This is a genomic window from Haloterrigena turkmenica DSM 5511 (genome assembly GCF_000025325.1).
GTDB lineage: Archaea > Halobacteriota > Halobacteria > Halobacteriales > Natrialbaceae > Haloterrigena > Haloterrigena turkmenica.
In genome coordinates this window covers 168,205-180,781 of record NC_013746.1, presented here as the reverse complement: position 1 = coordinate 180,781, position 12,577 = coordinate 168,205, and the positions used below count along the sequence as shown (strand labels likewise).

The 12,577-nt window shown below is 56.4% G+C and carries 10 protein-coding genes and 2 pseudogenes; 9 read left to right on the top strand and 3 right to left on the bottom strand.

Features of this window, described 5'->3' with window-relative positions:
• Positions 1-2: 2 nt before the first annotated feature.
• A complete protein-coding gene (locus HTUR_RS24065) occupies positions 3-728 on the bottom strand; it encodes a succinylglutamate desuccinylase/aspartoacylase domain-containing protein (protein WP_226377584.1) in 726 nt (241 codons plus the stop codon).
• 748 nt (positions 729-1,476) lie between these two features.
• On the opposite strand from HTUR_RS24065, the gene HTUR_RS24060 reads away from it, so the two are divergent.
• Positions 1,477-2,226 carry a PGF-CTERM sorting domain-containing protein gene (locus HTUR_RS24060; protein ID WP_226377583.1) on the top strand — a complete coding sequence of 250 codons (750 nt, stop codon included), beginning with the start codon at positions 1,477-1,479 and terminating at the stop codon, positions 2,224-2,226.
• A gap of 207 nt (positions 2,227-2,433) precedes the next feature.
• Here HTUR_RS24060 and HTUR_RS26510 read toward each other — a convergent pair.
• Positions 2,434-2,691: pseudogene (locus HTUR_RS26510) on the bottom strand (recombinase family protein); the annotation flags it as partial.
• Between the two features lie 1,025 nt (positions 2,692-3,716).
• On the opposite strand from HTUR_RS26510, the gene HTUR_RS26505 reads away from it, so the two are divergent.
• On the top strand, positions 3,717-4,031 hold the full coding sequence (locus tag HTUR_RS26505) for a hypothetical protein (protein WP_148225486.1): 315 nt from the start codon (positions 3,717-3,719) through the stop codon (positions 4,029-4,031).
• A 467-nt stretch (positions 4,032-4,498) separates the two neighbouring features.
• Here HTUR_RS26505 and HTUR_RS24050 read toward each other — a convergent pair whose 3' ends face one another.
• A complete protein-coding gene (locus tag HTUR_RS24050) occupies positions 4,499-5,431 on the bottom strand; it encodes a WD40/YVTN/BNR-like repeat-containing protein (RefSeq protein WP_012945975.1) in 933 nt (310 codons plus the stop codon).
• Positions 5,432-6,062: 631 nt separating this feature from the next.
• Here HTUR_RS24050 and HTUR_RS28370 point away from each other — a divergent pair.
• The 7 genes and pseudogenes from HTUR_RS28370 to HTUR_RS24020 all read left to right on the top strand — a co-directional run.
• Positions 6,063-6,323, top strand: a pseudogene (locus HTUR_RS28370) (HNH endonuclease); the annotation flags it as partial.
• 171 nt (positions 6,324-6,494) lie between these two features.
• Entirely contained in the window at positions 6,495-6,728 is a 234-nt protein-coding gene (locus tag HTUR_RS28365) for a hypothetical protein (RefSeq protein ID WP_226377596.1), read from the top strand.
• Positions 6,729-6,796: 68 nt separating this feature from the next.
• Positions 6,797-7,135, top strand: a complete 339-nt coding sequence (locus HTUR_RS24040; RefSeq protein WP_012945973.1) for a hypothetical protein — start codon at positions 6,797-6,799, stop codon at positions 7,133-7,135.
• Positions 7,136-7,203: 68 nt separating this feature from the next.
• Positions 7,204-9,096, top strand: a complete 1,893-nt coding sequence (locus tag HTUR_RS24035; RefSeq protein WP_012945972.1) for a hypothetical protein — start codon at positions 7,204-7,206, stop codon at positions 9,094-9,096.
• Between the two features lie 25 nt (positions 9,097-9,121).
• Positions 9,122-10,684, top strand: a complete 1,563-nt coding sequence (locus HTUR_RS24030) for a hypothetical protein (RefSeq protein ID WP_226377582.1) — start codon at positions 9,122-9,124, stop codon at positions 10,682-10,684.
• Positions 10,685-10,690: 6 nt separating this feature from the next.
• Complete coding sequence (locus HTUR_RS28360) at positions 10,691-12,064, top strand: ATP-binding protein (protein ID WP_226377581.1); 1,374 nt, start codon at positions 10,691-10,693, stop codon at positions 12,062-12,064.
• Between the two features lie 219 nt (positions 12,065-12,283).
• A complete protein-coding gene (locus HTUR_RS24020) occupies positions 12,284-12,574 on the top strand; it encodes a hypothetical protein (RefSeq protein ID WP_226377580.1) in 291 nt (96 codons plus the stop codon).
• Positions 12,575-12,577: the final 3 nt, after the last annotated feature.

The following is a 12,577-nucleotide window of genomic DNA, read 5'->3' as shown; positions in this document are numbered from 1 at the left end:
TCTCAGGAAGTGTCTTCGGGGCACTCTTCGATGACTCGCTCGTCATCGGAATCGGCCGATGTATCACCAGTCGAGTCATCGGTCGCCGTCTCAGGTTCGAACAGTTCCTCTTCAATCAGAGTTGTGACTAACCGTGTGTGCCAATGAATGCGCGTCTCGAGGTCGGGGCCGCGCGAGAGGGTTTCGATGAGAAACGACTGCGCGTTCAGGTCTCGAGCGGCCTTATGGACGAGCAACCCGCTCGGATCATTTTCCGGTTTGGAAAAGGTATCAGTCGTGAACTCAAGCCCCGGTTCATCGACGTGGTTTCGGTTCACGGTGTCAGCAGCCTGTTCGGCATCGGTGGCGGTCTCGGTACTGTCCGAGTGGAAGATCGCCTGCCCGACGCCGTCGACGGGACCGCCGGCGTAGATGCCGATCGACTCGTGGAGGTCGATAACCACGTCGGGATCGTAGCGGTCGACGACGGTCCAGAGCGCTCGGGCGAGGTCCGTCGTTGGCTCCTCGCCTTCGGGGAACTGACGGTTGAGATCGACGCCGTCGTCGTCCGTGCGCGTCCGCTGCTCGACGGCCTCGGCGTTCGCGTGGGGGATCGTGACGAGCGTGCCGGCATCGATTTCCCACTCCGCAATGGCGCTCGCTGCCTCGTATCCCGCAACCTCGTTGCCGTGTATTCCGCCAACGACCAGTACGGTCGGTCCGTCGGCGTTTGCAACCGTCTGGTACACCGTCGTTTCGTGGTCGGTACCTTCGAGAATTTGCCGTGAGTCTCTCGAGAGGTCGCTGCTGGATTCGGCGCTCGAATTAGCACTAGCGACGCCGGCGAGTGCACAACTAGCTGCGGCTGTCAACAACGTTCGTCGTGATGTCTGCAATGACCCCATGTGATCGTTATCTCGGAGAAACAGACCATTATTATAGTTCTGATAGCATGTTACACCCCGTTCGGCCGGTGGAAAAGATCGTTCCCTCCCGGTATCGAGCGTACACCCGACAGGTCAGGCGATACGCAGTCTCGAATCGCCGTTTCGCTGCTCGAAATGTCACTGGCTTAAATGTATACCGTGAAACTGTCCTGCAATCATCGCTAACACGATTGTAAATATAACCGTGTGAGCCCAAGAGAAGCGATAGCCGACGGACCCAGAACACGGAGGGACAATCACCCTCGCAGATTCGAATCCGACCGCAGTAGCGAACCAGAAACGGCGTCGACTCGAGACGAAGGAGCCACGGAACAGGACTGGTTGCCGCTACCGAATTCGCGTGCAGCAACGACTGTGACCGCCGCGATCTCCGCCGAATGCACGCCGCGAAACCGCCGGTACTGCGCTCCGGAGGCTGGCGGCGTGGCACTGTAGACGGCGCCGGTGATTCGATGAAAACCCGCTCAGACACCACCCAAAACACATGACATTCGAAACAACAACTCGAGAAACGCGATGGACCGTACTCGCCGCAGTAATGATCGTGTCGATGGTCGCTCTGTCGACAGTCGCTGCGGGCGCAGCAACCGCGGCCGCTGCAGACGCCGACGACGGTGCTGATACTGACCTCGAGGTGACGGTCGATGCACCGGATTTGGTTGCGACGACTGAAGCGAGCACGTTCGACGTCACCGTGACTACCGCCGATGGCGAGCCAGCCGAGACTGACGTCGTCTTCGAGATCAGTGGAGAGGATGTCCAGAAGGAAGTGACTGCCAGCACCGACGACACGGGGTCTGTCACCTTCACTGCTGAAGGGATCGCCCTTCCCGAAGGTGACTACGAGTGGACAGTCACTGCCGGTGACGAGGAACGTTCAGGGACACTCACTGTTACCGATACCGCGGACGACGGTGCTACCAACGAGACTGCTACTAACGACACCGAAACCGTTGACAACGGTGCTATCAACGAGACTGCTGCTAACGACACCGAAACCGTTGACAACGGTGCTACCAACGAGACTGCTGCTAACGACACCGATACCGCGGACAACGATACTACTGCTTCGGAGAACGACACTGCTACCGACGAGACTGCTGTTGACAACGACACCGAAGCCGTTGACAACGACACGACTGCTTCGGAGAACGACACTGCTACTGCTGACGACGACACCGAGGCCGCTGACAACGACAGCGAAACCGAGGAGGATGAATCAGTTCCTGGCTTCGGCATCGGCGGTGCGCTCTCTGCCGTGCTTGCAGGAACGTTGCTGTTAGTCCGTCGGCGTAGCTAAGCACTCAGCAACCGAAACCCAGCATCTTTTGTCGGCGTGTGATTGTCACGAACAAGATGGTCAAGGCGGCGAATCTCCCACTGCTCTGCTGGCACGGCGGTGGCGACTATCGGGGCATGGAACAAGCAAAGGTCGCGATCGCCGACGTCCTCTGAGTTTTCCAACGTCGTCGCTCGCTGCCATAGCAGCCTCGATCGCGAGGTTGGAGGTATCGACGAGCCCGCGTTCAACCGAATGTAGCTCAACGTCGCTCTCGTCTAACGCGAGCAGTAGTCTGATCCGGTCGTTCTGATCTCTCGAGAGTCGCGACAGATCCCGAACGACGACAGCCGAGACGGCACTCTCGCGAACGTGACGTCGGAGGGCGTCGTACTTCTCTCGGCTTCTGTCGAACCCACTCGAGCCCGTTTCCTCGTCGAGAATCCCGACGAACTCGAGGTCGCGGTCGGCACAGTACTCCCGAATGTCCTCTTTTTAGCCGGTGATCGAACGGTCAGACTCTTGGGAGAGCCGCGTGTAGCCGAGAACGGGAGCGTTATCTGGCTCCGTTACTGGCCCACCGGAGTCGGCGACGCTCTCGCTGTTTCCGCTCATACGCTACTCCCCGCTACTGTTATGACCGGTGATCTCGAGCTTGCTGCTCGCATTTCCAATCTTCCACTCGAGGGTAGTCTCCCTTCATATCGAAGAACTTGGACGCCGACGACGGCCAACCGATGTGCGAGTCGTGCGGTATCCAGTGGGATGACGACACAGGTAGGCAGGATACAGAGGATATGAAGGAAGTAACATGAGCAATGATGGAACCGGATTCGAGAAGGTTGTGGTGCGACGAACCGGCGATCTCGACGTCGAGACCGGTTCAGAACCGCCGGAGATTCGCGGATCCGGTGACTACGGCTACGGATCGGATCTTCAGACGCCTGCGTTCGATGGGATTCACGAGTGCCTTGATCCCGACGAGCACGACGCGAAAACGCACGTAGCCACGATTTGGTACGACCTCGACGCTTGGGAGTACACGAGTGAGTATTCCGGAGAGGGAGATCGGTGACGGTTGAATCTCCTGATGAGGGCGTCAGGTGCCTCTAACATTAGTTCGTTGTCATCACACTCCTTCTTTATTTTTCGCTACCACGTCACCAAGGACTCTCGAGTCTGGTCGCAAGGCAGTGGCAACGGACGGACGACCGATGCCCGAACGGACAGCATTGCGGCGAACGGCCAGCACTACACCGCGGCTGCCGTTGCTGGCGACCGGTGGTCAGTCGACCTGGAACACGCAAGATGGACAGTCCACTCGAGATTACGTGAGGAAGACACCAGATTTGGCCCTGTTGAAATCCTATTTTCAGACGTGATGTTGTCTGAAACAGCTGTTACACAGAGATGCATACTGAACAGAAATCTATTCACCCAGATAATCAAGACATTTTTTCGGATGAATCCGGGGAGAATACTTTATGTGTGGATATCCACTGGTCATTTGCATGAGTCAAGTCCATGATGAACTATACGAAGTAGTATCGAATGTCCAGCGTCGGCAACTATTATTCGCCTTGTTAGAAGATAGTCCGAAACCGGATTCACCAGAAGAACTCGATACTCCACCAGATAGTACGAAGTCTGAGGAATCAATTAGAATCGAATATCGACACGTTCACCTACCGAAATTAGACGAACAGGGATTTATAAACTGGTTCCCTAAAATGAACTACGTAGAACAGGGGCCTAAATTTGACGAGGTTGAGTCCACATTAGAACTGCTCGCTGAACATCATAAGGAACTGGCAAAAGTGAAGTGACCTGCTGGTACTCTCTTCACCTGCACTTATCGCTGAGGGTGTCAATCCTGTCACCAGTTGAGGGTTTCAACAGAGCTGCTGTTTTCAGTCGTTTGGGCGTCTCTGGTATCCGCTGAGGGCTGCATATGGTGGCAGTCCCTTGTTGCTGCTCGAGTTCGGTGATTCGCTGGTTACTAGGGCTGACAGTCCCCCTGTCGCGTGTTGGCCAACGCATACGGTGCCGTGTCGCTCGTGGATGGTCCTACTGACGAGAACTGGCCGGCCGAGCAGACGTGTCGACGTGTCTCGGTCGGGAATTTGCTCGCCTCGAGACGACATTAGTGCTGGCGACAATCGGCCAACAGTGGACCCTCGAGTAGGGTGGTCAGGATCTCACGATCACGATTGAACCGAAGATTACCACGCGGACCAAGAACGGTCTGCCGATGCAGATTCGACAGCGATAGGTGAGTGCAGCCGTCTTTGATCTACTCTGCAAGCGATCGAATCCCAGCTGGCACTTGTCCCGCGTCGGTCCACGTCCCGTCCGCATCGCGGCTGAGAAGTCGGCCTTCGTTCGTGCCTGCTACCACATTGCCGTCGATTTGAGTCCACGCGAGGATGACCTCGGCCGGCCCACCGGGGTACAAGACAGCCTCAAAGGTCTCGCCGAAGTCAGTTGAGTCCACTAGTATTGCGTCGGCACCAGTATCGCCGCTCCACGTTCCCGGCGAACTCCGGGCTGCCGCCGCGTAGAGTCGGCCATTGAACGTGAAGGCCTCCCGAAAATATCGATGAGCGAGGTCCGTATCGAGTCGTGTCCAGGACTGCCCAGCATCGCGCGTTCGGTAGAGCCCGTCGCCACATGAGGCAATGTACTCGTCCGCCCCGTAGACGTGAACGTGATGGACGTCGTCGTGGACGCCGTCGCGGCGCTCAGTCCACGTCTCGCCCTGGTCGTCGCTGACGTGGACGCCGCCGACCTCGACGCCGGCAATTACTCTGTCAGGCGTCTCCGGATGCACGCCGAGGCTCCGCACGTGGGCTTCGTTACGGTGGCGCGGCGTATGCCACTCGTCCCGTGACGGAAGCTCCTGAAAGCCCTCGAGTTCGTGCCACGTCTCACCGCGATCAGTCGAAACGTAGAGGTGCGCAGGATGGGTGCCCGCATAGAGCCGTTCACCATCGGGACTGGCGACAACTGAGTACACCTCCTCCTGTGGGACGCCGAGGCCCTCCCACGTTCGCCCATCATCCATCGACCGATACAGTCCCGTCTTCGTGGCCGCGAATACGCCGTCGACTTCCGGAAACGTCTGGACTCTGGGGACATCACCGCTATCGAGCACCTGTTCGACGTCGTCGACGGGGACGGTTGCTGTGCGGTAGACGCCATCACGAGTGCCAATGAGAACGGCCATGGCTGGCTTACGTTTGCCGTCTGATTAACCCCCAGGGGTACTTTTCATGAGAGGGTACAGCTGCCGTCCTAGACTGTCTCTGGAACCTCTTAAAAAATATCAAATATACATTTATTTTATGTCTAGATCAGCCGACTCATCGACTACTCGAAGAACAGAATCGCCGTTCAAAAGAAGGACCAGCAGAAGAACGGCTTGACCTACAAGGAGCGCTTTGTCGAGATCCGTGCCGATGCCCAGATTCCTGGTGAAACGAAACAGATGAACGACCAATCGGAGACAGTTTGGGCCCTCGGGTAGCGATGTCTCCCGGATCAACGAACGGCCGTGAGCCCACTACCATCAAACACTAACACAGTCATCCAGCCAGAACACGGTTGTAAGCAACGTACTGCTACTTGTTCACATACCGCTTGATCGGTCCGTCGTCGGTCTAATCCAAGGACCGTTCGAGAGATTCTTTGGAGGACTTCATCTGTCCACGGAATGGTCCCGTTTGGAGGCTTCCCGTCGAAATTACGGTCTTTCTTCCTGTATTGCTCACTCACGAACGCACTTTCATTTCATCCAAGTATCTATATATGTTCGGATAGGATATCATTACTAAGTTAAAAACGAGGATCGATATCGAATGAGCACACTTGAGAGGCAGATCAACTCACGCTACGACGATCCAGACACATATTCGGGGAATCGTCCGCCAGACTGGGAAGCCCGTCGAAAGACGGTCTACCGACACGACAACTGGACGTGCCAATCGTGCGGTCGACAAAGCGGTCCGCATGCGGGTAACGAGGGGGTTCGGCTCCACGCCCACCACATCGTTCCGTTGTCAGAGGGTGGCTCGAACCGGCTGTCGAATCTGGAAACGCTGTGTGAACCATGCCACCAGAACCAACACGATCACGATATCTTTACTGGCGACTGGGTCGGTGATGGTCCGCACGTGTATACGGTTGGGTCACTGCGAGCGACTGCACGCGGGATTTTTGTTGCGCTGGCAATCGCTCTGTGGGCCATCCTTGTTGTTCGGGTGATCGCTCTTTCCGCAGGATATGCCCCGATGGCAATGGAGATCGAGGCTGCCCTCCTAGTAGGAGCGACGCTCCTGGCAAGTGTGGTAGTCGTCTCGAAACCACTCCTCGTCACGAGTGTACTGGGATTCGTGGCCGCTGTGATGACGGCGTTTGCCTGGACCGACTTTGGATGGAGTCCCGAACTCGCACTCATCGGAGTGATCGTATGGCCGCCAGTCATCCTCGGAGCATGGGCAATTGCCTGTGACTATATACAGTGATCGTTCTACTTGTATCTATCTTTATGCACAGAATTAAATATAAATACTAGTAGATAAGATGTCCGAGCATGGTACGCAAAATGAAAGGAACCAAGGTCCTGATTGCCCTGTTCGCATTCATTGCAACTACTGGAATAGCTGCTGCCCAGGAGAGCGAGATTAACAATTCCTTGTCGGAGATTGAGTCATTCGTCGCAACAACACTCGGCCAGATCGGTGTCATCGTCTTTCTCGTTGGTGCCGCTGCCTGGTTCGTCTCCCGCAAACATGCCGACCGTGCCCAGTGGGGTTGGCGAGGTATGTGGGGCGGCGCTGGGATGATCGTCCTCTCAGTTAGCTATAACGTATTCGTGACGCTCTTCGAAAACCTCGCTCCAGGAATGATCACTCCCTGGATCGCCTTCTAAGTAGTACATCCAACAGGAGCCACGTTCACCCCTTCCAATCGATCCCTTTCCACACCCATATCCCACAAATGGCTGGCCGGCAATTGTCGATCGTACTGCTGCTCGGTGTCCTCCTGATACTCGCAGTTGGCGGTACAACGACGATATCCGCCACAGAGACCACGGCCACCGACACAGACACCGGTGCCAACGACACAGACGTCTTCATCTCTGACGACCCCGATCCCGAGGCTGGCTCAGTCCCACCGTTCGTGCTCCCAGACCTCGAGGACGTCGACGAAGTAGAAAATATCTCAGTAGCGGAGCTGAGTCAAATACGCGATTTCCACTATTCGACGACCCAACCTCCATATCAGGTCGGCCCGGACCAGCAGACACTGCGTGAGCACCGGCTTGAGCAACTTCAGTCGATCAAGCGCAACGAGTCGACGAGTCTCTGGCTTCCCGACTCACAACGATCGAATGGTACGCTCGTTACGGATGCTCACGTAACGATCCTTGGGACAGCAGAGGGGACACAAACCCGTCTCGAGTCGGACGCAGGAGACCAGTACAGGAATGAAGGTGAGTTATTGTTGGTACCGCGTGACGGAACGGTCCTTACCCACCTTGATTATTCAACTCGCATCCCGGAGGGGACCTGCGTCACGACCGACCAGACCCGGACCTGCCTCAACGTCACACTTCTCGATCAAGAAACTGACCGGACACTCGAGATTGGGTCCCAATCCTGGAGTGGCGACCCAGAAACACCCCACCAGCTTACCTACTCTGGCGCGAATGCAACCGAGCCGACAACGCTAGAGGTGGAAGCGTCCATTACCTCGAGGCTTGCAGTCCAGGAGACCACCTACGTCCGTGAGGGGACTGACTGGGTGCTGTCGAATACAACTGACAATGAGACGCTCGAACTCACCCACACGGTTCAAGACGAGGCTCCCGTTGTCGTCACGACGAACCAAGAACTGTCGATCGAGCAGACGATAATCGAATCAGACGACGGTATCGACCGGCTCATCCTCGAGTTCGATGGCCCGGAGACGCTCCATGACCGTCGGCTCTGGAGTACTGCGACGTTCGAAGGAGGCGCCGGCAAGATCGAGAATATCTGGGGCGTCTACTCACAGCGCCAGTACGAGAATGCCACGCGGGGTCATCGGCCAGGTGATGAGCTACCGATCTCGCCGGATCAAACCGAGTCCAACGCGACGGTACCAGTGCTCAACGACGCATCGTCGGGAGTGTCGACAGTGAATGAGACGCTCGAGCAACAACTACCAGCGCCAGCGACCCAGCAGGAGACCGTTCCGTTCCCGAACATCCTCGAGAAGCAACTCGCCGCACAGCGAGATGACCCCACGCTTGAGGGAGAACCAACCAACCTCGCGAACCCACCAGAACTAGCTAGTTCGAACAGCTTCAGCTTCGCATCCGAGCCAGCACCACTCGATGAGGACGTCAATCTCGCCTCGGTCGAACCGCGTGGACATAATACGCTCACCATTACAAACGCAGAGCAGCCGATCACAGAGGTTCGCGACATCCACGGCGATCCAATACCGGTATCGACACAGACTGTCCAAGAGCGCGCCACTCAGCTCGAGACAGAGACCCTCAACGACACGCACACAGAGTTCCACCTTTTCGAGGAAGATACCGGCGAGGCGCTTGGCAACAAGACACTCTGGCTCCACGGTGCTGCCCAAGGACAGGTTACGACCGACTCGGACGGAACCGCAGTCGTCGAACGGAGTAACCTCTACGTGAGGGCTTCGTTCACGGGCGAGACCGATCCAGCGGAGGAGGTGTACTACAGTCCAGTTGAGACGCAGGCCACATTCCAGCCAGAGGCGTTCAACATTTACCAGCTACTGATGAGCTTCACTGGAGCGTTCGTCTCGATCATTGCCTTCGTGATTTTGTACATTCCGTTCGCGTACATGAGGAGTGCAAACAAATGACCGTTCGAACTCGATTCAGTACAGTGTGGGTACACACCCACTCCACAGCTTCCGTGCTGACGGCCACAACAGAGACCCCGACAAATCAATGACCATTCCCAGACTGTCCGTTCCGATCAAAGGCATCACAGAAAGCGTCGACCCCACGATACTGGGGTCGGCCCAGAAGAGCCTCGCCGTCCTTCTAGGTGGTGATCCCACCATCATCGTCGCGTTCGTCAGCGATTGGATCGCCGACTTCTTCATCTACATTTTGACTGGGATCCTGGGGTTCATCACCACCCTCGTTGCTGGCGGAATGGAGTCGTTCATCATCTTTGATAGTCCCTACAATGATCCGGCAATGCAGGGTGCCTTCGAGCACAATCTGGCAATTTTCCCTCAACTGCTGGTGATCGTCTTCATGGCCGGGGTCGCCTCTGCTCCGTTCTCCGATCAGCGGGAAGTGACGAACTTCATGCTGGTCTGGAAGACGTTGAAAGTAATCATCTTTGTCGCCGTTGGCCGTCAGATTATGCACTTTGGTCTCCTTCTGACAAACGCGATAATCCTACACATTTACACTGACGACTACGGTGACGCGTTCGGCCCCGAAGTGCTCGAGGCTGGATTTGAAGGGGCAGCTTCGCTGGGCGCAGGGGCCATCATCGGTGGGATCATAATCAACTTGGTCTCCGTCGCAGGCATCCTGTTCGCGCTCGGAGTCTTTGTGTTCCGAGAGTTCCTTTTCCACGCGACATTCATCTTACTCCCTGTTCTTGGGGCTATGTTGTACCTGGATTTCGGCCCACTCCGCCACAGCTCGTCGATCGCGAAAACGCTCCTGCGAGCAACAGCGTACATGCTGCTTGCAGGGATCGTGATGGCAGGGCTACTCCAAACAGGTGCGGCAGCCGTCGGCGCGTATTCGGATGTCGCTGTCCAGGGCGAGCAAGTAACTGAGGCAGAGTTTGGCGAACTTATCGAAGCAATGCTCTTCTGGCTGATCGGGCTAGTCGCCCCCGCGGCCGTCGGGCTGAAAGCAGCCATGATGGCGGGGATGTCGCCGAGAGGCCTCGGTCGAAGTGCAAAGAGCAGCTCGAGGTCTCAAGTTCAGACCTCTTCAACGGGCCCATCGGGTGGAAAATCGCGACGTACTGCACTGATGGAGCAGGCGAGGTATGGAGGCGCGATAGGGGCCAGATGGGGCGACAGAAAGACAGGTGGAAGGGTGAGCAGTGCTGCCAGCAGAGTGGGATCACGCGTAGGCCAAACGAAAGCAGCAGTTGGGAGTGCAGCCGCGTCGAAAACCCCACGTGCTGCCAGCGTAGGCAAAAAATTAGGCTCTGGTGCGAAAAAAGGTGGAAAGCGCGCAGCTTCGGACGTGAAAGCTGGAGTCTCCTACGGACCTCGAAATCTTCACGAATCCCCGACCGAGTGGGCGGCGGCCGGGCTGGAACGCTATCGGGAAAACCCCGTTATCGACACGTCGACTCGGCAATCAACCAGCGACGGGGCAGTCGAAGCCACCAACAACGCTGCCGACACATCGCCAGACTCGGAATCGAGTCAGCAGACATTGAACAAATACGACAACAACAATAACTAACGGAAGATGGACAGAACATCCTCACCTAAGAGTGTCCTGAAGAAAGTCGTTGTCGGCAGCATTTCTTTGAGTCTCTTTTCTGCGAATTATGTAGCTGCTCCACTGGGAATCGTTTGGCTTGGTGCGTATCTTTCCGATCCGATTGTAGCGTTAATTGCAATCCCTGCTATTTGGATGGTTCCCTCGTTTACTGCAGAGTTTTTGACTGCTGGTATCTACCCTCTTTATGATGAGGAGGAACATGCGGATCGTATCTGGGTGGTTGGAACGTTCATTGGAACAGTGATATTGACCGCAGTGTGGTTCCTACCTGCCTGGAAGACTAGCTGGCCCACCCTCGCAAGCATCCTTGCGCCGCTTCAGGTTTCTTCTCTGTTTGAAAGCTCTTGGTACATGGTTACCAGTTGGCTTGCGTGTGTTCCACTGATGCTATCTGTGGGTATTGGAGCTGCCACAGAAACTATCGAAGAGAAAAACTCGACGGGAGAAGGGGAACAGATAGACGCAGTGGACGCGGCTGCCCAGAGAGAGAAAGCCGAGACCAGACACAAGAAGACTTCCCACTCCAGCGATGGAGCGACTCAAGAGCAACCCGTACCCTCCCAACTCCAATATGGCTGGCAGTCTGCGCCCGACACAGGATTTGCGGACGTTGGTGGGATGGAGTCACTCAAAACAGAGGCTGAGCGCTCGGTGATCCGTCCATTGACCCAGCTGGATGCCGCCTACGAGCGCTTCAACATCTCCCCACCGAACGGGATCCTCTTCTACGGTCCTCCAGGGACAGGTAAGACGCTGTTCGCTCGAGCCATCGCCGGCGAACTCGGCCACCCATATCTCGAGCTCTCGGCGGGCGATATCAAATCGCGCTGGGTCAATGAGTCCACCGAGCAGGTCAACCAACTGTTTGCGGAGGCCGCACAGTTCGATCGATGCGTCATCTTTATTGACGAGATCGACGCACTCCTCGCGTCGCGCGACAACAATCTTCACCGCGAGCACGCTCAGGTAGTCAACGAGTTCCTTGCCCATCTGGATGCTGATGACCCGAATTACCTTGTAATCGCAGCCACGAACCGCGCTGAACTCCTTGATGAGGCAGCCACTCGTCGGGGTCGCTTTGATCAGCAGTACGAACTCGGACTTCCAGATCGCGACGCTCGAGAGGCCATTTTCCGCGTTCAGCTCGACGAGCTGCCGACGGACCTTGACAACAACGCATACAGGAAGATGGCCGAGCAGACAGAGGGACTCAGTAGCGCAGATATCGTCGGAATTGTCGACGACGCCGCGATGCGCGCCGCCGAACGCGACGCTGACGAACTTACGCTCGAGGATCTCCACATGTCGCTCCCAGACAAACCAGACCAACGGTCTTGAGACCGTGCCTAGCAAGAGGTAGGTGGGACCGTAATATCATTCAAATGCTCTTCCCATTGGAACATCAAAATTGGAAGTAACTTTTAACTAGATATCCCTAAGACATACATATTGCCTATGGAAACATTCCCTATCGCAGGACGTGTCGTTAATACGAAGTTGGTTTTCGGGTTGACCGCCCGAGAAGCTGGCGAGGTTCTCGTGGTCCCGTTCTTGGCCATGGGTATCGCCCAAAGCCTCGGCTTCACTGGGACATTGTTCCTGGGTGCCGGCGGGATCGGACTCGCCATCGGCATCCTCACCCTGCTAGTTTCCCCTGCTGGCCAACGACCCATCAGCTACGCCCGTGCTGCCGCCGAGTACTATCTCGGCTCGAACGAGTACCACAACCGGAGAACGCGACCCGAACCAGAGACACCCGTCGCCCAGGACGTCGTCCACGTTCGGCAGGCTGGCCTCGATATCGAGACGATCGAAGCCGAGCAGGAAGCGGAAGCCGACAGACGGTGATCG

Bases quoted from the DNA above. Each gene is read 5' to 3' on its own strand.
- HTUR_RS24060 (WP_226377583.1), top strand. From the start codon at position 1,477: ATGGTCGCTCTGTCGACAGTCGCTGCGGGCGCAGCAACCGCGGCCGCT.
- HTUR_RS26505 (WP_148225486.1), top strand. From the start codon at position 3,717: ATGAGTCAAGTCCATGATGAACTATACGAAGTAGTATCGAATGTCCAG.
- HTUR_RS24050 (WP_012945975.1), bottom strand. From the start codon at position 5,431: ATGGCCGTTCTCATTGGCACTCGTGATGGCGTCTACCGCACAGCAACC.
- HTUR_RS28365 (WP_226377596.1), top strand. From the start codon at position 6,495: ATGGCAATGGAGATCGAGGCTGCCCTCCTAGTAGGAGCGACGCTCCTG.
- HTUR_RS24040 (WP_012945973.1), top strand. From the start codon at position 6,797: ATGGTACGCAAAATGAAAGGAACCAAGGTCCTGATTGCCCTGTTCGCA.
- HTUR_RS24035 (WP_012945972.1), top strand. From the start codon at position 7,204: ATGGCTGGCCGGCAATTGTCGATCGTACTGCTGCTCGGTGTCCTCCTG.
- HTUR_RS28360 (WP_226377581.1), top strand. From the start codon at position 10,691: ATGGACAGAACATCCTCACCTAAGAGTGTCCTGAAGAAAGTCGTTGTC.
- HTUR_RS24020 (WP_226377580.1), top strand. From the start codon at position 12,284: ATGGGTATCGCCCAAAGCCTCGGCTTCACTGGGACATTGTTCCTGGGT.